The following is a 25591-nucleotide window of genomic DNA, read 5'->3' as shown; positions in this document are numbered from 1 at the left end:
CACCCACGCGCGCGCCCCTCATTCGTTCTCGCGCTCTTTGCGGCGATACGGGAATACATCAATGACCTTGCCGGCTCGAATCGCTTCCTGCAGCCCCTTCCAGTAATCGGCGTTGTACAGCTCGCCGTGCAACTCATCGAACAGCTTGCGCTGGGCGGCGTCGGCAAACAGGAACGGCGGAAACTCTTCGGGGAAAACATCCAGCGGGCCGATCGAATACCAGGGCTCCGAGGCCATTTCATCCTCGGGGGTGCGCGGCGGCGGGATGTGGCGGAAGTTGGCTTCGGTGAGAAAACAGATTTCGTCGTAGTCGTAGAACACCACGCGACCGTGGCGGGTGACGCCGAAGTTCTTCAGCAGCATGTCGCCGGGAAAGATATTCGCCGCCGCCAGTTGTTTGATCGCCAGGCCGTAGTCTTCCAGGGCTTCACGCACCTGCGCCGGGTTGGCGTTGTCGAGGTAGAGGTTGAGCGGGGTCATGCGTCGCTCGGTCCAGCAGTGGCGGATGAGTACAGTGTCGCCTTCCACCTCGACAGTGCCCGCAGCGACTTCCAGCAGCTCGGCCAGGCAGTCGGGCTCGAACTTGCTCAGGGGGAACCGGAAGTCGGCAAACTCCTGGGTATCGGCCATGCGCCCGACCCGGTCGACGCTTTTGACCAGGCGGTACTTCTCGATCACCGTGGCGCGGTTGACGTTTTTCGAGGGCGAAAAACGGTCCTTGATAATCTTGAACACGGTGTTGAAGCCCGGCAGGGTAAACACACTCATGACCATGCCGCGCACGCCGGGAGCCATGATGAAGCGGTCATCGGTGCTGGCCAGATGGTTGATCAGCGCACGATAGAACTCCGACTTGCCGTGTTTGTAGAAGCCGATCGACGTGTACAGCTCGGCGATATGTTTGCCGGGCAGGATGCGCTTGAGAAAGCCGATGAACTCGGCGGGCACCGGCACATCAACCATGAAGTATGAGCGGGTGAACGAGAAGATGATCGAGACTTCGGCCTCGTCGGTGATCAGCGCATCGATCTGAATACCGCGCCCTTCGCGGTGCAGCAATGGAATCACCAGCGGCCACTGCTCGTCGTGCGTGTAGAGACGGCCGACCAGATAAGCGCCTTTATTGCGGTAGAGCACCGAGGAAAACAGCTCGACGCTCAGGTCCGGGTCTTTGCACACCCAGTCCGGCAGGTTTTCCCGCAGTTGGGCTTCCAGGCGGCGCAGGTCGGCGGGCAGGTCGGCGTAAGGTTCGCTGAAGCTGTAGTCGGCAAAGATCTGCGCCAGCATCTCGGCCACCTTGCCATCCGGCGTGTACAACCGCGTTTGCGCCGCACGCGCCCGGCGCAGGCTCGGCCGCGTGGTGTGAATGAACATACAGCCGTCGCTGATCAGGTCATGGCTGAACAGGCCGCAGAAGATCGAGTTGTACCAGGTCTCCGACAGCTCATCATCGAAGCGCAGGTCGATCAGGCCGATATACGCGCTCTTGACCAAGGGCCACTGATCGACCTCCAGCAGCACCGCTGCCGGGAAACCGGCCCGCAGGCGCGCCGTGACTTCGCCGACTTTCTCTTCATACAGGTTGATACGCGCCGCCGACGCCGCCTGGCCTTGCTGCCATTGAGCCTTTTCGAAACGCTCGCGGGCACCATCGGTGATACGGCGGAAGTGCTCACGGTAATCGTCGAAGCCATCCAGGATCATCCGGGCAATTGCGAGGGCGTGCTGCGACATGCGGAAAACCTCAAGCGGCGTCAGGGAAACCTGAGCTTAGCCAGTGAACCGTGGCAGGAGAAGGATGATTTTTCCAACCTCGCTGTACAGCCTTAGTGGTTTTGTACATTTATTTTCAATTTTTATAACTCGACCAAGCAGTCAATAAATGCACTTGGCGCAGCCGCGCCCTCCGCGCTGTGAGCCAGCAACGGCGGTGCCTGAGGTTTGTGCGCTGCAAAACAACCCGGCTTCGCAGATGAAAGTCTCGGCAAGGGTGGTGATACAGCGTAAGGGAAACCCTGATTACTACATTGATGGCACTTTGATATACAGCGCCCCCTTCTCCCACCCTAACAAGGTCAGAAGACCGATCCGGGAACAGGTACTAATCACCCAAGGAGCGTTGAGATGTCATTGAGGAATATGCGGATCGGTCTACGTGCCAGTCTGAGTTTTGGGGTGCTGGCCGGCTTGCTGGTGATTGTCGGGATGTTCGGCCTGGGCCAGATGGCCAAGTTGCGACAAAGCGCGCAGGTCATCGAAGCGTCGTGGATGCCCAGCATCGAGAACATTCACGACAGCGCGGCCCTGGTGGCCAGTATTCGCCTGGAGGCCCTGCGCCTGGCGACCACCGACGAATCACGCATCCGCGACAACAGCAAAGCCCTGATCACGCGCCAGCGCGCCGAGCTGCAAACCCTGCTGGACCATCACAAGGCCCTGCTCAGCGACGACGAAGAGCGCGGCATGCTCAAGCAGCTCGAAGACAACGTAAATACTTATCTGACGCTCGTCGCACAGATCGTCGCCCTGGTCGACAAGGATCAGCAACAGGATGCCATTGACCTGCTCAACAGTCGTCTCGCACCACAGGGCCTGATCCTCGGCAAGAGCCTGGAGGACATGATTACCTTCAACCAGAACGGCGTGGAAACCGCAGTGAACGCCTCCGCGCAGACCTATTTCAGCGCGCAGTGGATTGTCGGCCTGATCATCCTGTGCGCATTGATCGCCACCTTGCTGCTGGCGTGGCTGCTGACCCGTAGCATCACCGCCCCGCTCGCCCAGGCGCTGACCGTGGCACGCAGCATCGCCGGCGGCAACTTGAGCCAACCGATCAGCGTCAGCGGCAAGGACGAGCCCGCCCAACTGCTGTCGGCCCTGGCCACCATGCAGGCGCAGTTGCAGGGCACTATCCGTGGCATCAGCGAATCGGCGCAACAGCTGGCCTCGGCGGCCGAAGAGATGAGTTCGGTGATGGAACAGAGCACGCGTGGCCTGCAGGCGCAGAACGACGAGATCGAACAGGCCGCCACCGCCGTCACTGAAATGAGCACTGCCGTGGACGAAGTGGCCGGCAATGCGGTGTCCAGCGCCGAGGCCTCCAAGGCGTCGGACGAAGACAGCAAGCACGGTCATTACCAGATCAGCGAAACCATCAGCTCGATCCAGAACCTGGTCGACGAAGTGCTCGGTGCCTCGACCAAAGCCGAGGGCCTCGCGGTACAGGCGCAAGACATCAGCAAGGTGCTGGAAGTCATCCGCGGTATCGCCGCGCAGACCAACCTGCTGGCGCTCAATGCCGCCATCGAAGCGGCGCGTGCCGGTGAGGCCGGGCGCGGGTTCGCCGTGGTGGCCGATGAAGTACGCTCCCTGGCGCAGCGCACCCAGGACTCCACCGAAGAAATCGAACAGATGATCAACGGCATCCAGCAAGGCACTCAGAACACCGTCGACGCCCTCAACAGCAGCGCCGAACACGCGGGCCAGACCTTGCAGCGAGCCAACAGCGCCGGCAGCGCGCTGGAGAAAATCACCGCCGCCATTTCACAGATCAGCCAGCGCAACCTGGTGATCGCCAGTGCCGCCGAGCAGCAGGCGCTGGTTGCCCGCGATGTGGACCGCAGCCTGGTCAACATTCGCGACCTGTCCACCCAGACCGCCGCCGGTGCCACCCAGACCTCGGCAGCCAGCCATGAGCTGTCACGCCTGGCCGTGGACCTCAATGGTCTGGTCACGCGGTTTGTCGTGTAATCCGTCACGGGGTCATGCAACACTCGCCGCCTTATTGATGTAGGAGTGTTCCGTGAGACGCCTCGACACCTTGTACCTGTTGGGGCTGGCTGCCATCTGGGGGGCCAGCTTCCTGTTCATGCGCATCATCGCGCCGGAAATCGGTACCGTGCCGACCGCGTTCTTTCGCGTGTCGATCGCCGCCGCCGGCTTGCTGGTGATCCTGACGATCATGCGCGTCAACTGGGACTTCCAGGGCAAGTTCAAAACCGTGCTGCTGCTGGGTGTGATCAACTCGGGGATTCCCGCGACGATGTACTCGGTGGCGGCCCAGGTCTTGCCGGCGGGCTACTCGGCGATCTTCAATGCCACCACGCCGCTGATGGGCGTACTGATCGGCGGGCTGTTCTTCAGCGAACGGCTGACGTCGGCAAAAATCGCCGGTGTCAGCCTGGGTCTGCTGGGCGTGGGCGTGCTGACACGCGCCGGGCCGGTGGCGTTTGACCTGCAATTGTTGATGGGCGCGCTGGCCTGCCTGCTGGCGACGACTTGCTATGGTTTTGCCGGTTTCCTGGCGCGGCGCTGGCTGGATCAGCGTGGCGGGTTGGACAGCCGGCTCGCCGCATTGGGCAGCATGCTGGGGGCTACGCTGTTTCTGCTGCCCCTATTCGCCTACAGCGCAATCAGCCATCCCCCGGCCAGTTGGGGTGGTTGGCAGGTGTGGTTGTCGCTACTCGGGTTGGGGTTGGTGTGTACGGCGTTCGCCTACATCCTGTACTTCCGCCTGCTGTCGTCCATCGGGCCGGTGAAGTCGATGACCGTGACCTTCATGATTCCGCCGTTCGGGGTTTTGTGGGGCGCATTGTTGCTGGATGAGCCGCTGTCGATGGCGCATCTGTATGGTGGAATATTGATCGCCGGGGCGTTGTGGCTGGTACTGCGCCCGAAAAAACCTTGAACACCTCTGTAGTGAGCGGGCTTGCCCCGCGCTGGGTGGCGCAGCCGCCCTAAACCGGCCACCGCGTTCTTCCAGGCAGAACTCAGGCGCCTGGTTTTGGGGCGGCTGCGCCCCCCAGCGCGGGGCAAGCCCGCTCACTACATGCGTCAGTTTTTACGGAAGACGAAGACCAGGCCGATGATGATCAAGCCCATGCCTGACAGGCTCAACACTGCGAGCTTATTGCCGAAGATCAGGTAGTCCATGACCGCCGTCACCGCCGGCACCAGATAGAACAGGCTGGTGACGTTCACCAGGTTGCCCCGGGCGATCAGGCGGTACAGCAACAGCGTCGCCAACAACGACACCACCAGCCCCATCCACAGCACCGGCAGGTAAAAGCCGGCGCTGTGTTCATAGTGGAATGGCTGAAACGGTACAAACACCGCGCACAACAACAAGCCAGCCAGGTATTGCACCGGCAGCGTGCCCAAAGGGTTGTCGGTGATGCGCTTTTGCATGATCGAGCCAAAGGTCATGCTCGCCAGCGCCAGCAGCCCGAACAGCATCCCCGCCAGGGACATCCCGGACAAGCCGATGCCTTGATAGACCACCATGATCAGCCCCGCCAGCCCCAGGCCCAGGCCGAGCATCCGGCGCAATGAACGCTGACGTTCCATCAGCACCACGGTGAGGATCGGTTGTACCCCCATGATGGTTGCCATCACCCCCGGGGTGACTTTGAGGTCCAGGGCCAGCAGATAGAAAATCTGGTACGCGCCCAACAACACCAGCCCGGTTGCCACCGCATACCACAGCGGCTTGCCGGGACGCGGCAGTTTCAGCTTGAAGAGCGGTATCAGCAGTACCAGCCCGACCAGGGCGATAGCAAAACGGATCAACAGAAAAGCGAAGGGCGATGAATGGGCCAGGCCCAACTTGGAGAAAATCGCCCCGCTGCTCCACAGCAGCACAAACAGGCTCGTCGAGGCCGCCGCGGCCACGGATTGTTTCGAAAGAACAGACATGTTTACCACCTGTAATCAGGCAAAAAAAGCCGACTCAGCAAAGGCTGAAGTTCAATGGTTTTTTTCAGGCGGGCAGAGGGGAACAGCGATCAGCTGATCAGCCCGCGATGCCAACACCCGGCGGTGATACGACTGCGTACACCGGCGTGCTGCTGACAGGTGGGGGGGTAATGACCGAACTGCACAAGCTGTTGGTTCCCGCACGGCACGACCACAGCGTTGACCGCTGAATCGACTACCGCTGTGCGTGGGGAAGCTGGCATGTGCTGATCTTTTTGAAGGGATAAAGACGCACCGACTATAACCAGCCGCAAACACATTTTGCAATCACCTGATCGCAACTATTGCGTGGAGGAGTTTTCATGCCTGGCTGGACTTGCGGCCGTTATAATGCCGCCCAGTTTTTTCCAAGGATGTCCCATGATCACTCTGCCCTGGCTGTACCTGGCGCTTCTTTCCATCGGCTACGTACTGGCCTTGACCTACGGGCAACTGGGCCTGCTGGCGGTCGTCTCGGTCGCCCTGCTGCTGATCGCAGGGTACGCCGTACGCCAGCAACGCACCCCTTGGGCGCGCTACCTCGGCCACGGTCTGTTCATAGTGCTGGCCCTGGGCCTGGCCATGCATTGGCTGCCGGGTTTCTACAATGGGCGCGGCATTGCCCCGCAGCGCTTCACCGCCGATGCAGTGCCTTTCTCGATGTACCTGAATCAGGACAAACCCCTGATCGGCTTCTGGCTACTGCTGGCCTGCCCGTGGATCGTGGCACGCCGTTCGCTGCGTCTGTCGATCTGTGTCGCCGCCCTGGCGCTGGTGCTGACAGCGGTTGCCGCGCTGGGTGGAGCGGCGTTGCTGGGCATCGTCAGCTGGGCACCGAAATGGCCTGAACAGGCCTGGCTGTGGGTACTCAACAACCTGCTGCTGGTGACCCTGGTGGAAGAGGCGCTGTTCCGGGGCTACATCCAGGGCGGTTTGAGCCAACGCTTGAAGCACCTGCCCTACGGCGAAAACCTCGCGCTGCTGCTGGCCTCGCTCCTGTTCGGCCTGGTGCACCTGGGCGCAGGCTGGCAGTGGGTGCTGCTGGCGACCATTGCGGGTGCCGGATATGGCCTGGCTTATCGCTTTGGTGGCTTGGGCGCCGCAATCGCCACGCATTTTGGCTTGAATCTGCTTCACTTCGGGTTGTTTACCTACCCGATGCTGGCCGGCTGATTGTTACAAAATTAAGTTAAATAAAAGCCTGCCGCGACCGATAACCCCTGAAAGCCTTGCGGATTGAACAATCATGCGTAATAACCAACCCGTTACACAGCGCGAACGTACCTTCCCCGCTCAGCAACGGTTGATCTCCACCACAGATGCCAAAGGGGTCATCACCTACTGCAACGACGCTTTCGTCGAAATCAGTGGGTTCTCCCGCGACGAACTGCTCCGTGCTCCGCACAACCTGGTGCGTCACCCGGATGTGCCGGCTGCGGTGTTCGGGCATATGTGGTCAACGCTCAAACAAGGCTTGCCATGGATGGGCATTGTCAAGAACCGCTGCAAGACCGGCGATCACTACTGGGTTAACGCCTATGTGACGCCCGTCTTCGAGGGCAACCAGGTGGTCGGCTACGAATCGGTGCGCGTCAAACCCACCGCCGAGCAGATCCGCCGGGCCGAAGCGCTCTATCAACGCATCAACCAGGGCAAGTCGGCGATTCCCCAGCGTGACAAGTGGCTGCCGGTGCTGCAGGACTGGCTGCCGTTTATCCTGGTGAGCCAGTTGAGCTTCATGATCGGTGCGTCACTCAACTCCCACTGGGGCTTTGCCCTTGCGGCGGGGTTGTCGGTGCCACTCGGCCTGCTGGGCCTGAGCTGGCAACAGCGCGGCCTCAAGCGCCTGATGCGCCTGGCCGAGCAGACCACCTCCGACCCGTTGATCGCGCAGATGTACACCGACAGCCGCGGTTCACAGGCGCGCCTGGAGATGTCGATCCTCAGCCAGGAGGCACGCCTGAAGACTTGCCTTACGCGCTTGCAGGACACGGCCGAACACCTCAACGACCAGGCCGCACAGTCCAACACCCTGGCGCATAACAGCTCCAGCGGCCTGGAACGCCAGCGCGTGGAAACCGAACAGGTGGCGACCGCCGTCAACCAGATGGCGGCGACGACCCAGGAAGTGGCCAGCCACGTACAACGCACCGCCGACGCCACCCAGGAAGCCAATCGCCTGACCGGTCGTGGCCGCGACATCGCCGGGGAAACCCGCGAGGCGATTCAGCGCCTGTCCGTTGCCGTGGGTGAAACCGGCGTAACCGTCACCCAACTGGCCAAGGACAGCGATGAAATCGGCGGCGTGGTCGATGTGATCAAAGGCATCGCCGACCAGACCAACCTGCTGGCACTCAACGCCGCCATCGAAGCGGCCCGCGCCGGCGAAATGGGGCGTGGTTTTGCGGTAGTGGCCGACGAAGTACGCCAGTTGGCGCAACGTACGGCTGAGTCCACCGGGCAGATCCACACGTTGATCGCCAAGCTGCAGCAGACCGCCAGCGCCGCAGTACAAACCATGGACGCCGGGCATCGCCAGGCCGAAGAGGGCGTGGCACGGGTGATGGAAGCGGATCAGGCGTTGGTGGGCATCAGCGAAGCGGTCGCCCATATCACCGACATGACCACCCAGATCGCCGCCGCCACCGAGGAGCAAAGCTCGGTCGCCGAAGAGATCAGCCGCAACATCAGCACCATTGCGCTGTTGGCGGACCAGACCTCGGAACAGGCACTGAACTCGGCGCAATTGAGTGAAGAGCTGACGCATACCGCCAATACCCAGTACTCGTTGGTAGAGCGTTTCAACCGGTAGATCGCGATCGGGGGCAAGCCCCCTCCCACATTGGATCGGGTTCACAGATTGCTATGTGTGACGACAGTCCAGTGGGAGGGGGCTTGCCCCCGATTGGGCCCTATCAGGCACCGAGAAACTCAGCAACCTGCACCGCCGCAGCCTCCAGATGCTGCTCATGGCTGAACCCCGACGCCTTCAACGGCTTCAAATCATGATCACCCGCCACCAGCCACATCACCTCGATGCTCGGCGATAACGCATACCCCTCGACCGCCTCCCGATTACCCAGGGCATCGCGCTCGCCCTGCACAATCAACGTCGCGGTGTTCAACCCGGCCAGGTGCTCGACCCGTGGCTTTTGCGGCTTGCCCACGGCATAGAACGGATAACCCAGGCACACCAGCCCATCGGCAGCCAATTCATCGGCCAACAAACTGGCCATGCGCCCGCCCATGGACTTGCCGCCAATCGCCAGTTTCCCAGCGACATGACGTCGCACCTCGACATACACCTCACGCCACGCCTGCAGCAGTTTCGGTGCCGGGTTCGGTGGGCGCTTGCCGCCGTCCAGCCGGCGCTGGGCCATGTAGGGAAATTCAAAGCGCAACACGTTCACGCCATGCCCGGCAAGGCGTGCAGCCATGTCGTTCATGAACGAGGAGTCCATCGGCGCACCGGCACCGTGGGCCAGGATCAGGGTCACAGGCTCACGCGCGCCCGCCCCTTGCGCGACATCCCACAACCAGCCGCGTTCCTGCACGCAGTGCGCCCATTGATCCCCGTCAATACTGGCCTTGTGCTCTTTGCCCATGCTTGCCTCGCTTTTTAGTCTGCCTATAACTCCAGCCCAAGTGCCGCATTGGCTTGGGTTGAACCGTGGATGGGGAACCATGAACACTACTTTAAGTACCGCCTATAACTACAAGGTGGTCCGCCAATTCGCCATTATGACGGTGGTGTGGGGCATCGTCGGCATGGGGCTCGGGGTTTTTCTCGCCGCCCAATTGGTCTGGCCTGCACTCAACTTCGATTTGCCCTGGACCAGCTTCGGCCGCTTGCGCCCGCTGCATACCAATGCGGTGATCTTCGCCTTCGGTGGCTGCGCGCTGTTCGCCAGTTCCTTTTACTCGGTACAACGCACCTGCCAGACGCAGCTGTTCGCGCCGAAAATCGCCGCGTTCTGCTTCTGGGGCTGGCAACTGGTGATTGTGCTGGCGGCCATCAGCCTGCCGTTGGGCTACACCACCTCCAAGGAATACGCCGAGCTGGAATGGCCGATCGCCATTTTGATCGCCATCGTCTGGGTCGCCTACGGTGTGGTGTTCTTCGGCACGGTGATGAAGCGCAAGACCAAGCACATCTACGTCGGCAACTGGTTCTTCGGGGCGTTCATCATCACCGTGGCCATCCTGCACATCGTCAACCATGCCTCGCTGCCGGTGAGCTGGACCAAGTCCTACTCGGCCTACGGCGGTGCAACAGATGCCATGGTGCAATGGTGGTACGGGCATAACGCGGTCGGCTTTTTCCTGACGGCGGGCTTCCTCGGCATGATGTACTACTTCGTGCCCAAACAGGCCGAACGCCCGGTGTATTCCTACCGCTTGTCCATCGTGCACTTCTGGGCGCTGATCACCCTGTACATCTGGGCCGGCCCTCACCACCTGCACTACACCGCGCTGCCGGACTGGGCGCAGTCCCTGGGCATGGTGATGTCCCTGGTGCTGCTGGCACCGAGCTGGGGCGGCATGATCAACGGCATGATGACCCTGTCGGGCGCCTGGCATAAGCTGCGCAGCGACCCGATCCTGCGCTTCCTCGTGGTGTCCCTGGCGTTCTACGGCATGTCGACCTTCGAAGGCCCGATGATGGCGATCAAGACTGTCAACGCCCTCTCCCACTACACCGACTGGACCATCGGCCACGTACACGCCGGCGCCCTCGGTTGGGTGGCGATGATCTCCATCGGCGCGCTGTACCACATGATCCCGAAAGTCTTCGGCCGCGAGCAGATGTACAGCCTCGGCCTGATCAACGCGCACTTCTGGCTGGCCACCATCGGCACCGTGCTCTACATCGCCTCGATGTGGGTCAACGGCATCGCCCAGGGCCTGATGTGGCGTGCAGTCAACGAAGACGGCACCTTGACCTACTCGTTTGTCGAGACCCTGGTGGCCAGCCATCCGGGCTTCATCGTGCGCTTGGTGGGCGGTGCGGTGTTCCTCACCGGCATGTTGCTGATGGCTTACAACACATGGCGCACCGTGCGTTCGGCACAACCTGTCGAAGTCGCCGCTGCTGCGCAGATGGCCTGAGGAGTCCGTGATGAAACACGAAACGATTGAAAAGAACGTCGGCCTGCTGATGCTGCTGATGGTGTTCGCCGTAAGCATCGGCGGCCTGACCCAGATCGTCCCGCTGTTCTTCCAGGACGTGACCAACAAGCCGGTCGAAGGCATGAAGCCCTACACCGCGCTGCAACTGGAAGGCCGCGACATCTACATCCGCGAGGGCTGCGTACAGTGCCACTCGCAGATGATCCGCCCGTTCCGCGCCGAGACCGAGCGTTACGGTCACTACTCGGTAGCCGGCGAGAGCGTGTGGGACCACCCGTTCCTGTGGGGCTCCAAACGCACTGGGCCGGACCTGGCGCGCGTCGGCGCACGCTACTCGGACGATTGGCACCGCGCGCACTTGTACAACCCGCGCAACGTGGTGCCGGAGTCGAAAATGCCGGCCTACCCGTGGCTGGTCACCGCCCCCGTGGACAGCAGCCACACCGAAACCAAGTTGAAAGTGATGCGCACCCTCGGTGTGCCGTACACCGACGACGACATCAGTGGCGCCGTCGCCAGCCTCAAGGGCAAGACCGAGATGGATGCGCTGGTTGCGTACCTGCAAGTACTCGGCACTGCCATCAAGAGCAAGAGGTGAGCCATGGGATTTGAATTCGATGCGGGCACCATCCGCGGCCTCGGCACGCTGGTGGTCGCCATCGCCTTTATCGGCCTGTCGCTGTGGGTGTTCAACAACCGGCGCAATGCGGAATTCGAGCAGGCACGCCTGCTGCCGTTCGCCGATGAACCCTCTCCATCCGACGCTCAAGAAGAGCCTGTAACAAGGAGCACTCGGCCATGACTACCTTTTGGAGTACATGGATCTGCGTACTGACCCTCGGCAGCCTGATCGGCCTGACCTGGCTATTGATCGGCACCCGCAAGGGCGAGACCAAGGGCAGTGTCGACCAGACCATGGGCCATGCCTTCGATGGCATCGAGGAATATGACAACCCGCTGCCCCAGTGGTGGTTCATGCTGTTCGCCGGCACCCTGGTGTTCGCCGTCGGCTATCTGATCCTCTACCCGGGCCTGGGCAACTGGAAAGGCGTATTGCCGGGCTATGAAGACGGTTGGACCCAGAATAAGGAATGGGACAAGGAAATGGCCAAGGCCGACGCCAAGTTCGGGCCGATCTTCGCCAAATTCTCAGCCATGCCCGTGGAAGAAGTCGCGAAAGATCCGCAAGCGCTGAAAATGGGCGGCCGCTTGTTCGCCTCCAACTGCGCGGTGTGCCACGGCTCGGATGCCAAGGGTGCCTATGGCTTCCCGAACCTGGCGGACAATATCTGGCGCTGGGGCGGTTCACCTGAAGCGATCAAGGCCACGATCTTGAACGGTCGTCACGCGGCAATGCCGGCCTGGGGTGAAATACTCGGCGAAGACGGGGTAAAAAACGTCGCCGCCTATGTGCGTCATGACCTGGCCAAGCTGCCATTGCCGGCCGACAGCACTGCCGACCTGGCCGCAGGCCAAGCGGCCTTCAACACCACGTGCGTGGCCTGCCACGGTCCGCAAGGCCACGGCATGGAAGCCATGGGCGCGCCGAACCTGACCGAGCCTGCCGGGTTTATCTACGGCACCAGTCTGGCGCAGCTGCAGCAGACCATCCGCCACGGCCGCCAAGGCCAGATGCCGGCGCAGGACGTGCTGCAAGGTAATGACAAGGTGCATCTGTTGGCCGCCTACGTTTATAGCCTGTCGCACAACGCTGATGGCGCAACGCCAGAAAGCCAGTCGCAATAACCCCTGAACGCCGCCCCACTGCGGGGCGGCAACTTACCAGTGGCGAGGGAGCTTGCTCCCGCTGGGCTGCGAAGCGGCCCCAAAACCTTAGGAGCGCTTCGCACTCCAGCGGGAGCAAGCTCCCTCGCCACAGGGGGACTTTTAACGCGACCAAGTGTCACACCCTTCCAAAGCACAACTTTCCCCTCTCGCCATTCGGGTCTACGCTTGCTTGCACAGCGGACTGATCCTGGCGTACGCACGACTATTGTTGCGGCCCCCAAATTTTCTTGTCCACTCGATCAGCTTTTGATTTCGGATTTTGTCCTTACACCAAACATGGAAAGGGCGCAGAATCTGGCGTGGAACGCATTGATACAGGTCAGTCATTGCGTTGCAATGACCCCTCGCTTTCTACATACTTGCGGCCGATTTTACCTATAAAAAAACCTAAACCGTGGAACCTTAGAATGAGCACAGCAATCAGTCCGACTGCTTATAACTATAAGGTAGTCCGCCAGTTCGCCATCATGACGGTGGTCTGGGGGATCCTTGGCATGGGGCTCGGGGTGTTCATCGCCTCGCAACTGGTCTGGCCGCAATTGAATTTCGGCTTGCCATGGACGACCTTCGGCCGCCTGCGCCCGCTGCACACCAACCTGGTGATTTTCGCCTTCGGCGGATGTGCATTGTTTGCCACCTCCTACTATGTCGTGCAGCGAACCTGCCAGACGCGACTGATCTCCGACGGCCTCGCCGCATTCACCTTCTGGGGCTGGCAAGCCGTGATCCTCGGCGCCATCATCACCCTGCCGCTGGGCTACACCACCACCAAGGAATACGCCGAGCTGGAATGGCCGATCGCCATTTTGCTCGCCATCGTGTGGGTGACCTACGCCGTGGTGTTCTTCGGCACCATCGTCAAGCGCAAGACCAAGCACATCTATGTGGGTAACTGGTTCTACGGCGCGTTCATCCTGGTGACGGCGATGCTGCACATCGTCAACCACGCCTCCTTGCCGGTGAGCTGGTTCAAATCCTACTCGGCCTACGCCGGGGCAACGGATGCGATGATCCAGTGGTGGTACGGCCACAACGCCGTAGGCTTCTTCCTCACCACCGGTTTCCTGGGGATGATGTACTACTTCGTGCCCAAGCAGGCCGAACGGCCGATCTACTCGTATCGCCTGTCCATCGTGCACTTCTGGGCACTGATCACCCTGTACATCTGGGCCGGCCCGCACCACCTGCACTACACCGCGCTGCCGGACTGGGCGCAGTCCCTAGGCATGGCGATGTCGATCATCCTGCTGGCCCCGAGCTGGGGCGGCATGATCAACGGCATGATGACCCTGTCGGGCGCCTGGCATAAATTGCGCACCGACCCGATCCTGCGCTTCCTCGTGGTGTCCCTGGCGTTCTACGGCATGTCGACCTTCGAAGGCCCGATGATGGCGATCAAGACCGTCAACTCGCTGTCGCACTACACCGACTGGACCATCGGCCACGTACACGCCGGCGCCCTCGGTTGGGTGGCGATGATCTCCATCGGCGCGCTGTACCACATGATCCCCAAACTGTTCGGCCGTGCGCAGATGCACAGCGTCGGGCTGATCAACACGCACTTCTGGCTGGCCACCATCGGCACCGTGCTCTACATCGCCTCGATGTGGGTCAACGGCATCACCCAGGGCCTGATGTGGCGTGCGATCAACGATGACGGCACCCTCACCTACTCCTTCGTCGAAGCGCTGCAAGCCAGCCATCCGGGCTACATCGTCCGTGCCCTGGGCGGTGCGTTCTTTGCCGCCGGCATGCTGTTCATGGCCTACAACGTCTGGCGCACCGTGCGTGCCTCGGACCCTGCAGAAGCCGAAGCCGCCGCCAAGATCGCCGTTGTGGGAGCCCACTGATGAAGCATGAAGTAGTCGAGAAGAATATCGGCCTGCTGGCCTTCTTCATGGTCATCGCCGTCAGTATCGGCGGCCTGACCCAGATCGTCCCGCTGTTCTTCCAGGACGTCACCAACAAACCGGTCGAAGGCATGAAGCCGCGCACCGCCCTTGAACTGGAAGGGCGCGACGTCTACATCGCCAACGGCTGTGTCGGCTGCCACTCGCAGATGATCCGCCCGTTCCGCGCCGAAACCGAACGCTATGGGCACTATTCGGTTGCTGGTGAAAGCGTGTGGGACCACCCGTTCCTGTGGGGTTCCAAGCGTACCGGCCCGGACCTGGCCCGTGTCGGCGGGCGTTACTCCGATGACTGGCAGCGTGCGCACTTGTACAACCCGCGCAACGTTGTGCCGGAGTCGAAAATGCCGGCGTATCCGTTCCTCGTGGAAAACAAGCTCGACGGCAAGGACACCGCGAAGAAGATGGAAGTCTTGCGCACCCTGGGCGTGCCCTACACCGATGAAGACATCGCCGGTGCAGCCGCCGCAGTGAAGGGCAAGACCGAAATGGACGCATTGGTGGCCTACCTGCAGGGCCTTGGCACCCTCATCAAAAGCAAACGGTGACCTACATGGATATCGGGATGATTCGAGGCCTGGGCACCGTTGTGGTGATGGTGGCCTTTATCGGCCTGGCGTTGTGGGTGTTCAGCCCCAAGCGCAAGTCGGAGTTTGACGACGCGACCATGCTGCCCTTTGCGGATGATCCCGAAGCCATCAAGCACGTCGAGCAAGCTTCTAGGAGTAACAAAGAATGACTACGTTCTGGAGTCTGTACGTCACAGTCCTCAGTCTGGGTACCATCTTCGCCCTGACCTGGCTGCTGCTGTCCACCCGCCGGGGCCAGCGCGCCGAGCAGACCGACGAAACCGTCGGCCACTCGTTCGACGGCATCGAGGAGTACGACAACCCGCTGCCCAAATGGTGGTTCATGCTGTTCGTCGGCACCATCATCTTCGCCCTCGGCTACCTGGCGCTGTATCCCGGCCTCGGCAATTGGAAGGGCTTGCTGCCCGGCTACAACTATCTCGACACCGACAAGCAAACCCCATTCGCCAACGGCCAGACCGGCTGGACCGGTGTGCACGAATGGGAAAAGGAAATGGCCAAGTCAGACGCCAAGTTCGGCCCGATCTTCGCCAAGTTCGCCGCAATGCCGATTGAAGAAGTCGCCAAGGACCCGCAAGCCCTGAAGATGGGGGGTCGCCTGTTCGCCTCCAACTGCTCGGTGTGCCACGGTTCCGACGCCAAGGGCGCCTACGGTTTCCCCAACCTGACCGATGCCGATTGGCGCTGGGGTGGCGAACCGGCCACCATCAAGGAAACCATCATGAAAGGCCGCCACGCGGTGATGCCGGCGTGGGCCGAGGTGATCGGCGAACAAGGCGTGGCCGACGTGGCAGCCTTTGTGGTGACCAACCTCGACGGCCGCAAGTTGCCGGAAGGGGCCAAAGCCGACGCGGCCAACGGCGCGAAACTCTTCGCCGCCAACTGCGTGGCCTGCCACGGTCCCGCCGGTAAAGGCACCCCGGCGATGGGCGCCCCCGACCTGACTCATCCGGGTGCATTCATCTACGGCTCCAGCTTCGCCCAACTGCAGCAGACCATCCGTTACGGCCGCCAGGGCCAGATGCCTGCCCAGGAGCAACTGCAAGGCAATGACAAGGTGCATCTGCTGGCGGCATATGTCTACAGCCTGTCCCATGGGGATAAGCAGACCGAAGAGCAGTAAACCTGACTATCAACAAAGCCCTGCGCAGCGACAGCTACGCAGGGCTTTGTTGTTTGTTCCCCCACAGAATGACCACTCGTAGCCTCGGACTTGCTCCTGCTAGAACCTAAGTAGTAACGTGCCTACATAAAATCTGACGAAGGGGGATACCCCATGACCATCACCACCATTTCCAGCCGGGAATTCAATCAAGACACAAGTGGTGCCAAAAAAGCCGCTCGCCAAGGGCCGGTTTTTATCACCGATCGCGGCAAGCCTGCCCATGTCCTGCTAAGCATTGAGGACTACCAGAAACTGACAGGCCTCGATGCTGACATCGTTGACCTGCTGGTGATGTCGGAAGCGGCCGATATCGAGTTCGAAACCGAACGTGCCGTGATCATCCATCGACCTGTGGACCTCTCTTGATGTACCTGCTCGACACCAACGTAATCTCTGAACTTCGTAAACCCCAGGCTGACGCCAAAGTCGTCGCCTGGGCAAAAAGTGTCATTGCTCCACGCATGTTCATCTCGGCTATCACCCTCAAGGAGCTGGAGACCGGCGTCTTGCGCATTGAACGTCGAGACCCAATGCAAGGGAAGGTGTTACGAACCTGGCTGAAAAAGCACGTAATGCCCGCCTTTGATGCCAGGATCCTGCCTGTCGATGCCGCAGTTGCGCTGCGTTGTGCGCAATTGCATGTACCCGACCAGGCTAATGAGAGTGATGCACTGATCGCCGCGACAGCGCTGGTGCATGGGCTGACCGTCGTGACGCGCAATGTCTGCGACTTTCGATCCAGCGGCGTTCCGTTGCTCAATCCATGGAACGAATGACCCGCCTTGACGCAAAAACCGTCCATACTTCCCAAGTCAATTGATCCAGATCACATATACCATCAATTGAATTCCCCCCAACGCGACCAAAGGTCGCACCCTTGCAGCACCACCGGGGGCGTATCATTAGGCCACTGCCACACCCCAATTTGACCCCGGCCGGCACGTACTGGCCGAGGCAAGTCTCCACCGCCGTGGGATGCAATGATGAGCAACCAGATACCGGTACATGACGTTACCCCGCCTGCCAAAAACGCCAGCAACACGGTCGATCTCTACGCCTCGCGAGAGAAGATCTACACCCGCGCCTTCACCGGCCTGTTCCGTAATTTGCGCATGCTCGGCGGTGCCGGTCTGTTCCTGCTCTATTTCGGCACGGTATGGCTGAACTGGGGGGGGCCACCAGGCGGTGTGGTGGAACCTGCCGGAACGTAAATTCTTCATTTTTGGCGCGACCTTCTGGCCCCAGGATTTCATCCTGCTGTCGGGCCTGTTGATCATTGCCGCATTCGGCCTGTTCTTTATCACGGTGTACGCCGGTCGCGTGTGGTGCGGTTATACCTGCCCGCAAAGCGTGTGGACCTGGATCTTCATGTGGTGCGAAAAGGTCACCGAAGGCGATCGCAACCAGCGCATCAAGCTCGACAAAGCGCCGATGGGCATCAACAAGTTCCTGCGAAAATTGAGCAAGCACAGCCTGTGGCTGTCGATCGGCTTTGTCACCGGCATGACCTTTGTCGGCTACTTCTCGCCGATCCGCGAGCTGGTGTTCGACTTCTTCACCGGCCAGGCCGATGGCTGGTCCTATTTCTGGGTGGGCTTCTTCACCCTCGCCACCTATGGCAACGCCGGCTGGCTACGTGAACAGGTGTGCATCTACATGTGCCCGTACGCACGCTTCCAGAGCGTGATGTTCGACAAAGACACCTTGATCGTCTCCTACGACCCGCGTCGCGGTGAAGTGCGTGGCCCGCGCAAAAAAGGCGTCGACTACAAGGCCCAGGGCCTGGGCGATTGCATCGATTGCACGATGTGCGTGCAGGTCTGTCCGACCGGGATCGACATCCGCGACGGCCTGCAAATCGAATGCATCGGTTGCGCCGCCTGTATCGACGCGTGCGACAACATCATGGACAAGATGGACTACCCACGCGGCCTGATCAGCTACACCACCGAGCACAACCTGTCCGGGCAGAAGACTCACAAGCTGCGCCCACGGTTGATCGGCTACGCCCTGGTCCTGCTGGCGATGATCAGCCTGCTGGTCACGGCATTTTTCATGCGCTCGCTGGTGGGCTTCGACGTCAGCAAAGACCGCGTGCTCTACCGCGAAAACGCCGAAGGCCGCATCGAAAACGTCTACAGCCTGAAGATCATGAACAAAGACCAGCGCGACCACACCTACGTGCTCGACGCAGCGGGCCTGCCGGACCTCAAGCTGCAAGGCCGCCGCGAGATCAAAGTCGCCGCCGGGGATATCTTCAGCATGCCGGTGGAACTGTCCAGCGCCCCCGAGCAACTGCCGTCGAGCACCAACGAGGTGCAATTCATCCTCAAGGATGCCGATGACGACAGCGTCCACGTTGAAGCCAAGAGCCGATTCATCGGCCCCCAGGTCCGATAAACAAAAAGCCCGTTAAAAGAGAGCGCCACAATGCCCGCAGCAACTGCCGCAAGCCCTTGGTACAAGCACCTTTGGCCCTGGATCATCATTGGCATCCTGGCCTGCTCGGTGACCTTGACCCTGTCCATGGTGACTATCGCGGTGAAAAACCCCGACAACCTGGTCAACGACAACTATTACGAGGCCGGCAAAGGCATCAACCGCTCCCTGGATCGCGAACAACTGGCGCAGACCCTGCAACTGCGTGCATCGGTGCACCTGGACGAGCTGACTGGCGAAGTCGACCTGCGCCTGACCGGCAACAGCAACCCGAATACGCTGGAGTTGAACCTGATTTCGCCAACCCAGCCGCAGAAGGACCGCAAGATCATCCTGACCCGTAGCGACAGCGAACCCGGGCGCTACATCGGTCAGGTCACCGACAAGGTCGACGGCCGACGCTTCGTGGAACTGCTCGGCGTAGAAGGTGACAAGACCTGGCGCCTGTTCGAAGAAGAGCAGGTCAGCCACGACAAGGACCTGCTGTTGGGTGACGAACCGCTGCAAGGTGCTGAAGACCAGTAACCCGACCATGACCAGCCCCATCCCCTGCTACCACTGCGCCCTGCCCGTCCCGGCGGGCAGCCGGTTTACCGCGCAGATCCTGGGTGAACCCCGTGAGTTGTGTTGCCCAGGCTGCCAGGCGGTGGCCGAAGCCATCGTTGCCGGTGGGCTGGAAAGCTACTACCAGCACCGCAGCGAAGCCTCGGCCAACCCCGAGGCGTTGCCGGTGCAACTCGTGGACGAATTGGCGCTGTACGACCGCGCCGACGTGCAAAAGCCCTTTGTACGCCACGAAGGCGAACTGGCGGAAGCCACCCTGTTGATGGAAGGCATCAGTTGCGCCGCGTGTGGCTGGCTGATCGAAAAACACCTGCGCAGCCTGCCCGCTGTGGCGGAGGCGCGGCTGAACCTGTCCAACCATCGCTTGCAAGTCCGCTGGGCCGACGCTCAATTGCCGTTGAGCCGGTTGCTCGGTGAACTGCGTCATATTGGCTATGCCGCCCACCCCTATCAGGCCGACCGCGCAGCCCAGCAATTGGCCGGCGAGAACCGCCTGGCCCTGCGCCAACTGGGGGTGGCCGGTTTGTTGTGGTTCCAGGCGATGATGGCAACCATGGCGACCTGGCCTGAATTCAACATCGATTTGAGCCCGGAACTGCATGTGATCCTGCGCTGGGTGGCGATGTTTCTCACAACCCCCATCGTGTTCTACAGCTGCGCGCCGTTTTTCAAGGGCGCCCTGCGCGACTTGCGTACACGTCACCTGACCATGGATGTGTCGGTGTCCCTGGCGATTGGCGGCGCGTACCTGGCGGGCATCTGGACCGCGATTACCGGGTCCGGCGAACTGTATTTCGACGCGGTGGGCATGTTCGCGCTGTTCCTGCTGGCCGGCCGCTATCTGGAACGCCGCGCTCGTGAGCGCACCGCCGCCGCCACCGCGCAGTTGGTCAACCTGTTGCCCGCCTCGTGCCTGCGCTTGAACAGCGGTGGGCAGAGCGAGCGCATCCTGCTCAGTGAGTTGGCGTTGGGTGATCGGGTATTGGTACATCCGGGCGCCGTCCTGCCGGCCGACGGTGTGATTCTCGAGGGTCAATCGAGCATCGACGAATCGCTGCTGACCGGCGAATACCTGCCGCAATCGCGCTTTACCGGTGACACCGTCACCGCCGGTACGCTGAACATCGAAGGCGCACTGACCGTCGAGGTGCGCGCCTTGGGCCATGACACCCGCCTGTCGGCCATCGTGCGCCTGCTGGAGCGCGCCCAGGCCGAGAAACCGCGCCTGGCGCAAATCGCCGACCGCGCGGCGCAGTGGTTCCTGTTGTGCTCACTGGTCGCCGCGCTGCTGATCGGCCTGGCGTGGTGGCAACTGGACCCGACGCGGGCGTTCTGGATCGTCCTGGCAATGCTGGTGGCGACCTGCCCTTGTGCGCTGTCGCTGGCCACCCCGACCGCCCTCACCGCCGCCACCGGCACCCTGCACAAACTCGGGCTGCTGCTGACTCGCGGCCATGTACTGGAAGGTTTGAACCAGATCGATACGGTGATTTTCGACAAGACCGGCACCCTGACCGAAGGTCGCCTGGCGTTACGTGCCATACGCCCCGTGGGCGCGTTGAACAGCGATGACTGCCTGAGCCTCGCCGCCGCCCTCGAAAACCGCTCCGAACACCCCATCGCCCGAGCCTTCGGACGCGCGCCGTTGGCCGCTGAAGAGGTCATCAGTGCCCCAGGGCTGGGGCTGGAGGGGCGCGTGGGCGAACGCCGCCTGCGCATCGGCCAGGCCGCCTTTGTCTGCGAACTGAGTGGGTGCCCGCTGCCTGAGGCACCGGACGCAGCCGGCCAATGGCTGCTGCTGGGCGACAGCCATGGCGCCCTGGCCTGGTTCGTGCTGGATGACCGCTTGCGCAGCGATGCAGCGTCCCTGCTGGCTGCGTGCAAGGCCCGTGGCTGGCGCACGCTGTTGCTGTCCGGTGACAGTTCGCCAATGGTCGCCAGCGTCGCCGCCGACCTGGGCATCGACGAAGCCCACGGCGGCCTGCGCCCGGATGACAAGCTGCGGGTGCTGCAACGCTTGCACCAGGAAGGCCGCACCGTGCTGATGCTGGGTGATGGCGTCAACGATGTACCGGTGCTGGCCGCCGCCGATATCAGCGTGGCCATGGGGTCGGCCACGGACCTGGCGAAAACCAGCGCCGACGCCGTGCTGCTGTCCAACCGCCTCGATGCCCTGGTGCAAGCCTTTAGCCTGGCCCGGCGTACCCGGCGGGTCATCATCGAGAATCTGCTGTGGGCCGGGCTGTACAATGGCCTTATGCTGCCGTTTGCCGCCCTGGGTTGGATCACCCCGATCTGGGCCGCGATCGGCATGTCCCTCAGTTCCTTGACTGTGGTGCTCAATGCGCTGCGCCTGGCTCGCCTGCCGAATGTGCAGCCAGCCGGCGCCCCCTTGGTAACCCGCCCGCTGCCGGTTTGAGGCCTGCGGGCATGGAGTGCAGATGCCAGCTCTATACGTGATGATCCCGGCGGCGCTGCTGTTAGTGGGCGTGGCCATTTACATCTTCTTCTGGGCCGTGGACAGCGGCCAGTACGAAGACCTCGACGGCCCGGCCCACAGCGTGCTGTTCGACGATCAGGACCCGAACCACCTGGCCGCCATCGACGAAGCGAACGGCCCGGAACAACCGCCCAAAGACCCTCCCCATGCTTGAGCTGGCCCCCCTGCTGGTCTCGGCGCTGATCCTCGGTTTGCTCGGTGGCGGCCATTGCCTGGGCATGTGTGGCGGGCTGATGGGTGCGCTGACCCTGGCGATTCCCAAGCACCAACGCGGCCACAGGTTCCGCCTGCTGCTGGCCTACAACCTGGGGCGCATCCTCAGCTACGCGACGGCCGGGTTGTTGATCGGCCTGGCCGGCTGGGCGCTGGCCAACAGCCCCGCGGCGATGTTCATGCGCGTGCTTGCCGGGCTACTGCTGATCAGCATGGGCCTGTATCTGGCCGGCTGGTGGAGCGGCCTGACCCGCATCGAAAGCCTCGGACGCGGCCTGTGGCGCTATATCCAGCCCGTCGCCAGCCGTTTGCTGCCGGTGTCCAGCCTGCCCCGTGCCCTGCTGCTGGGCGCGCTCTGGGGCTGGTTGCCGTGTGGCTTGGTCTACAGCTCCCTGCTGTGGGCGGCGAGCCAGGGCAATGCGCTGGACAGTGCACTGCTGATGCTGGCGTTTGGCTTGGGCACTTGGCCGGTGTTGCTGGCGACCGGCCTGGCGGCCGAACGCGTCACCGCCTGGCTGCGCAAACGCAGCGTGCGTGTGGCCGGTGGCGTATGGGTAATTGTGTTTGGCTTATGGACCCTGCCTGGCCCGCATCAGCACTGGTTGATGGGCCATTAACGGCCATGTGGCATAGCGCCGCTCCCCGTTGATGCAAATCAACATGCCACCTGCGGCTCGCCCCTAGACTCGGCCCACTAGCCTATCCGGGGGACCGCCCGCATGCTCGACGCCATTCGTTGGGACACACATCTGATTCACCGCTACGACTTGGCGGGGCCGCGTTACACGTCCTACCCCACCGCCGTACAATTCGACAGCCAGGTCGGCACCTTCGACCTGCTGCACGCCCTGCGCGAAAGCCGCAAAGCCGCCCGGCCTTTATCGCTGTATATCCACGTGCCGTTCTGCGCGAACATTTGCTATTACTGCGCTTGCAACAAGGTGATCACCAAGGATCGTGGCCGCGCCCAAGCCTACCTGCAACGCCTGGAGCAGGAAATCCAGTTGGTGGCCTGTCACCTGGACCCGAAACAGCCCGTGGAGCAGCTGCATTTCGGCGGCGGCACCCCGACCTTTCTCAGCCACGACGAACTGCGCCAGGTGATGACACACCTGCGCCAGCACTTCAATTTGCTCGATGATGACTCGGGCGACTACGGCATCGAGATCGACCCTCGCGAAGCCGACTGGGCCACCATGGGCCTGTTGCGTGAACTGGGTTTCAACCGCGTGAGCATTGGCCTGCAGGACCTTGACCCGGAGGTGCAACGGGCGGTCAACCGCCTGCAAAGCCTGGAAGAAACCCGCGCAGTGATCGACGCCGCGCGCACCTTGCAGTTTCGTTCGATCAACATTGATCTGATCTACGGCTTACCCAAGCAAACGCCGTTGAACTTCGCGCGCACGGTGGAAGAAGTGATCAGCCTGCAACCGGATCGCCTGTCGGTGTTCAACTACGCGCACCTGCCCGAGCGCTTTATGCCGCAGCGGCGCATCAACACCGACGACTTGCCTTCGCCTGCGGCAAAACTGCTGATGCTGCAAACCACCATCGAGCAATTGACCCAGGCCGGTTACCGCTACATCGGCATGGACCACTTCGCCCTGCCGGATGATGAATTGGCTATTGCACAGGAGGAAGGCAGGTTGCAGCGCAATTTCCAGGGCTACACCACCCACGGCCATTGCGACTTGATCGGGCTGGGGGTATCGGCGATCAGCCAGATCGGCGACCTGTACTGCCAGAACAGCAGCGACTTGAACCAGTACCAGAACGCCCTGGCCGGCGCGCAACTGGCAACCAGCCGTGGCTTGGTCTGCACCACCGACGACCGCTTGCGACGCGAGGTGATTCAGCAGTTGATCTGCAACTTCAGCCTGGACTTCGAGCAGATCGAACTCGCCTTCAACATTGATTTTCGCGGCTATTTCCTTGAGCTGTGGCCACAGCTGGAGACCATGGCGGCAGACGGCCTGATCGAACTGGATGCCCACAGCATTCGCGTGCTGCCGGCCGGACGTTTGCTGGTGCGCTCGGTGTGCATGGTGTTCGATGCCTATCTGGAGCACCAGAACAGGCAGCGATTCTCGCGGGTCATCTGAGCCCGGTTAGCGCGAGGCCAGGCTCATGGCTTCCAATTGAGCCGACGGTGGCTGGTCTTTCATGGCCTTGGCCAAAGCGGTCTGAGCCAAGGTCAAGCCAGCCTGTAATGCCGACACGCCAGCCTGCAGGTTGCCCACCTTCACCAGGCGCGCCTCAGGCGTCATGGAATTATCGGCCATGACCGCTGCCATTTCGGCCATTTTTTCGGCAAGCTGCTTTTTGAGTTCACGGATCATTTTCAGCAACTGCTTGACGCTATCGCTCAGGCTGCTGTTGTCGATATCGCTATTGGCCGATTGCTCGGCCTTCGATGCGCCCATCGCCTCTCCGGAGATGACGACCTTTACCCCCTCGGTGGTCTTGGGTTCAGCGGTTTCTGCCGCGTTGGGTGCCTTGGAGGCGGCGTCTTTGTCCTTGGAGGCATCGGCGGCCTTCCAGACCGACACTGCAGCCACATTAATCTGTGGGTTCTGGACACTGCTGACGGACATGATCTGAGCTCCTGCTCGTTGAGAGACAACAATGTATCGGCAGCGATACAAAAACCTGTATACCGCTGCCGCTTTTTTGTACACGCTGGCCTCAGCTACCCTCGGTGCGTTACCCTTACGTCTTATGTGTGATTTCCCACAAGGATTTAAGAAATGTCCGAGCCAGTTAAACTGCGCGCTCACAGCCAGGCCCATTGCAAGGATTGCAGCCTGGCTCCCCTGTGCCTGCCACTTTCGTTGAATCTGGAAGACATGGATGCGCTGGACGATATCGTTAAACGCGGCCGCCCGCTGAAAAAGGGCGAGTTTCTGTTTCGCCAGGGCGACAAGTTTGACTCCGTCTATGCAGTGCGTTCGGGGGCGTTGAAGACGTTCAGCCTGAGCGACAGCGGCGAAGAACAGATCACCGGTTTCCACCTGCCCAGCGAATTGGTAGGGTTGTCCGGCATGGACACCGAGATTCACCCGGTATCGGCCCAGGCTCTGGAGACGACGTCGGTATGCGAAATCCCCTTCGAGCGTCTGGATGAATTGGCCTTGCAACTGCCGCAACTGCGCCGCCAGTTGATGCGCGTGATGAGCCGCGAGATCCGCGACGATCAACAAATGATGCTGCTGTTGTCGAAAAAAACCGCCGACGAGCGCATCGCTACCTTCCTGGTCAACCTGTCGGCACGCTTCCGCGCCCGTGGCTTCTCGGCCAACCAGTTCCGCCTGAGCATGTCGCGCAATGAAATCGGCAACTACCTGGGCCTGGCGGTGGAAACCGTGTCCCGGGTGTTTACCCGCTTCCAGCAGAACGAGCTGATCGCCGCAGAGGGCAAGGAAGTGCACATCCTTGACCCGATCCAGCTGTGTTCGCTGGCCGGGGGGGCGCTGGAGAGTTGATCCAGCCACCTGCGGCCGCGCCAATCGGCGGGGCCGCAGGTATACTTCGAGTCCGTTTTCCGCTCCCAGGACTCTTC

The 25591-nt window shown here is 61.5% G+C and carries 24 protein-coding genes and 1 pseudogene; 21 read left to right on the top strand and 4 right to left on the bottom strand.

Annotation, left to right across the window (positions count from 1 at the left end):
* Positions 1-18: 18 nt before the first annotated feature.
* Positions 19-1734, bottom strand: coding sequence for a bifunctional isocitrate dehydrogenase kinase/phosphatase (gene aceK, locus MJP36_RS10470; protein ID WP_244385318.1), 1716 nt, complete (start codon positions 1732-1734; stop codon positions 19-21).
* A gap of 390 nt (positions 1735-2124) precedes the next feature.
* On the opposite strand from aceK, the gene MJP36_RS10465 reads away from it, so the two are divergent.
* Both MJP36_RS10465 and MJP36_RS10460 read left to right on the top strand, forming a co-directional pair.
* Positions 2125-3750, top strand: a complete 1626-nt coding sequence (locus tag MJP36_RS10465) for a methyl-accepting chemotaxis protein (RefSeq protein ID WP_244385317.1) — start codon at positions 2125-2127, stop codon at positions 3748-3750.
* Positions 3751-3802: 52 nt separating this feature from the next.
* A complete protein-coding gene (locus MJP36_RS10460; protein WP_244385316.1) occupies positions 3803-4687 on the top strand; it encodes a DMT family transporter in 885 nt (294 codons plus the stop codon).
* 146 nt (positions 4688-4833) lie between these two features.
* Here the strand turns inward: MJP36_RS10460 and MJP36_RS10455 are convergent, their stop codons facing one another.
* Positions 4834-5694, bottom strand: a complete 861-nt coding sequence (locus tag MJP36_RS10455) for a DMT family transporter (protein WP_161549082.1) — start codon at positions 5692-5694, stop codon at positions 4834-4836.
* 420 nt (positions 5695-6114) lie between these two features.
* Between MJP36_RS10455 and MJP36_RS10450 the strand changes: the two genes are divergently transcribed.
* Positions 6115-6906: a CPBP family intramembrane glutamic endopeptidase gene (locus MJP36_RS10450; protein WP_060756145.1), complete on the top strand. Its 792-nt coding sequence runs from the start codon at positions 6115-6117 to the stop codon at positions 6904-6906.
* 73 nt (positions 6907-6979) lie between these two features.
* Positions 6980-8545 carry a methyl-accepting chemotaxis protein gene (locus tag MJP36_RS10445; protein ID WP_060756146.1) on the top strand — a complete coding sequence of 522 codons (1566 nt, stop codon included), beginning with the start codon at positions 6980-6982 and terminating at the stop codon, positions 8543-8545.
* 103 nt (positions 8546-8648) lie between these two features.
* Here the strand turns inward: MJP36_RS10445 and MJP36_RS10440 are convergent, their stop codons facing one another.
* Positions 8649-9338, bottom strand: a complete 690-nt coding sequence (locus MJP36_RS10440; RefSeq protein ID WP_104994481.1) for an alpha/beta family hydrolase — start codon at positions 9336-9338, stop codon at positions 8649-8651.
* A gap of 79 nt (positions 9339-9417) precedes the next feature.
* Between MJP36_RS10440 and ccoN (MJP36_RS10435) the strand changes: the two genes are divergently transcribed.
* The 16 genes and pseudogenes from ccoN (MJP36_RS10435) (at position 9418) to hemN (ending at position 24134) form a co-directional block, all read left to right on the top strand.
* Positions 9418-10842 carry a cytochrome-c oxidase, cbb3-type subunit I gene (gene ccoN / locus MJP36_RS10435; RefSeq protein ID WP_090369385.1) on the top strand — a complete coding sequence of 475 codons (1425 nt, stop codon included), beginning with the start codon at positions 9418-9420 and terminating at the stop codon, positions 10840-10842.
* A 10-nt stretch (positions 10843-10852) separates the two neighbouring features.
* Positions 10853-11461, top strand: a complete 609-nt coding sequence (ccoO, locus tag MJP36_RS10430; RefSeq protein WP_060756149.1) for a cytochrome-c oxidase, cbb3-type subunit II — start codon at positions 10853-10855, stop codon at positions 11459-11461.
* Positions 11462-11464: 3 nt separating this feature from the next.
* The gene (locus MJP36_RS10425; protein WP_060756150.1) at positions 11465-11665 is read left to right on the top strand and encodes a cbb3-type cytochrome oxidase subunit 3; all 201 of its coding nucleotides are present in this window, start codon (positions 11465-11467) and stop codon (positions 11663-11665) included.
* On the top strand, positions 11662-12609 hold the full coding sequence (gene ccoP / locus MJP36_RS10420; protein ID WP_104994482.1) for a cytochrome-c oxidase, cbb3-type subunit III: 948 nt from the start codon (positions 11662-11664) through the stop codon (positions 12607-12609). Before MJP36_RS10425 ends, ccoP (MJP36_RS10420) begins: the two co-directional genes overlap by 4 nt.
* Positions 12610-13058: 449 nt before the next feature.
* Positions 13059-14501: a cytochrome-c oxidase, cbb3-type subunit I gene (gene ccoN, locus MJP36_RS10415; protein ID WP_060756152.1), complete on the top strand. Its 1443-nt coding sequence runs from the start codon at positions 13059-13061 to the stop codon at positions 14499-14501.
* A complete protein-coding gene (ccoO, locus tag MJP36_RS10410) occupies positions 14501-15109 on the top strand; it encodes a cytochrome-c oxidase, cbb3-type subunit II (protein WP_025854274.1) in 609 nt (202 codons plus the stop codon). The genes ccoN (MJP36_RS10415) and ccoO (MJP36_RS10410) overlap by 1 nt, the downstream gene beginning before the upstream one ends.
* Before the next feature lie 5 nt (positions 15110-15114).
* Entirely contained in the window at positions 15115-15300 is a 186-nt protein-coding gene (locus MJP36_RS10405) for a CcoQ/FixQ family Cbb3-type cytochrome c oxidase assembly chaperone (RefSeq protein WP_016775513.1), read from the top strand.
* The gene (gene ccoP / locus MJP36_RS10400) at positions 15297-16274 is read left to right on the top strand and encodes a cytochrome-c oxidase, cbb3-type subunit III (protein ID WP_060756153.1); all 978 of its coding nucleotides are present in this window, start codon (positions 15297-15299) and stop codon (positions 16272-16274) included. The genes MJP36_RS10405 and ccoP (MJP36_RS10400) overlap by 4 nt, the downstream gene beginning before the upstream one ends.
* Positions 16275-16427: 153 nt before the next feature.
* Positions 16428-16682, top strand: coding sequence for a type II toxin-antitoxin system Phd/YefM family antitoxin (locus MJP36_RS10395; RefSeq protein ID WP_060756154.1), 255 nt, complete (start codon positions 16428-16430; stop codon positions 16680-16682).
* Entirely contained in the window at positions 16682-17092 is a 411-nt protein-coding gene (locus MJP36_RS10390; protein ID WP_244385315.1) for a type II toxin-antitoxin system VapC family toxin, read from the top strand. Before MJP36_RS10395 ends, MJP36_RS10390 begins: the two co-directional genes overlap by 1 nt.
* Before the next feature lie 207 nt (positions 17093-17299).
* Positions 17300-18716, top strand: a pseudogene (gene ccoG, locus MJP36_RS10385) (cytochrome c oxidase accessory protein CcoG).
* A 30-nt stretch (positions 18717-18746) separates the two neighbouring features.
* Complete coding sequence (locus MJP36_RS10380; RefSeq protein ID WP_060756157.1) at positions 18747-19280, top strand: FixH family protein; 534 nt, start codon at positions 18747-18749, stop codon at positions 19278-19280.
* A 7-nt stretch (positions 19281-19287) separates the two neighbouring features.
* Positions 19288-21738 (top strand): heavy metal translocating P-type ATPase, encoded by a 2451-nt coding sequence (locus MJP36_RS10375; RefSeq protein WP_244385314.1) that lies wholly within the window; start codon positions 19288-19290, stop codon positions 21736-21738.
* A 22-nt stretch (positions 21739-21760) separates the two neighbouring features.
* Positions 21761-21973 (top strand): cbb3-type cytochrome oxidase assembly protein CcoS, encoded by a 213-nt coding sequence (ccoS, locus tag MJP36_RS10370; protein ID WP_005790284.1) that lies wholly within the window; start codon positions 21761-21763, stop codon positions 21971-21973.
* A complete protein-coding gene (locus tag MJP36_RS10365) occupies positions 21966-22649 on the top strand; it encodes a sulfite exporter TauE/SafE family protein (RefSeq protein ID WP_244385313.1) in 684 nt (227 codons plus the stop codon). The genes ccoS and MJP36_RS10365 overlap by 8 nt, the downstream gene beginning before the upstream one ends.
* A 102-nt stretch (positions 22650-22751) precedes the next feature.
* The gene (gene hemN, locus MJP36_RS10360) at positions 22752-24134 is read left to right on the top strand and encodes an oxygen-independent coproporphyrinogen III oxidase (protein ID WP_244385312.1); all 1383 of its coding nucleotides are present in this window, start codon (positions 22752-22754) and stop codon (positions 24132-24134) included.
* A 6-nt stretch (positions 24135-24140) separates the two neighbouring features.
* On the opposite strand, the gene MJP36_RS10355 is transcribed toward hemN, so the two are convergent.
* The gene (locus tag MJP36_RS10355) at positions 24141-24626 is read right to left on the bottom strand and encodes a hypothetical protein (RefSeq protein WP_244385311.1); all 486 of its coding nucleotides are present in this window, start codon (positions 24624-24626) and stop codon (positions 24141-24143) included.
* 153 nt (positions 24627-24779) lie between these two features.
* On the opposite strand from MJP36_RS10355, the gene fnr reads away from it, so the two are divergent.
* A complete protein-coding gene (gene fnr, locus MJP36_RS10350) occupies positions 24780-25514 on the top strand; it encodes a fumarate/nitrate reduction transcriptional regulator Fnr (RefSeq protein WP_060756161.1) in 735 nt (244 codons plus the stop codon).
* Positions 25515-25591 lie beyond the last annotated feature (77 nt).

Origin of the sequence: Pseudomonas palleroniana, from assembly GCF_022836895.1 — a bacterium.
Lineage (GTDB): Bacteria > Pseudomonadota > Gammaproteobacteria > Pseudomonadales > Pseudomonadaceae > Aquipseudomonas > Aquipseudomonas palleroniana.
This window is presented reverse-complemented; position numbering and strand designations above follow the sequence as displayed.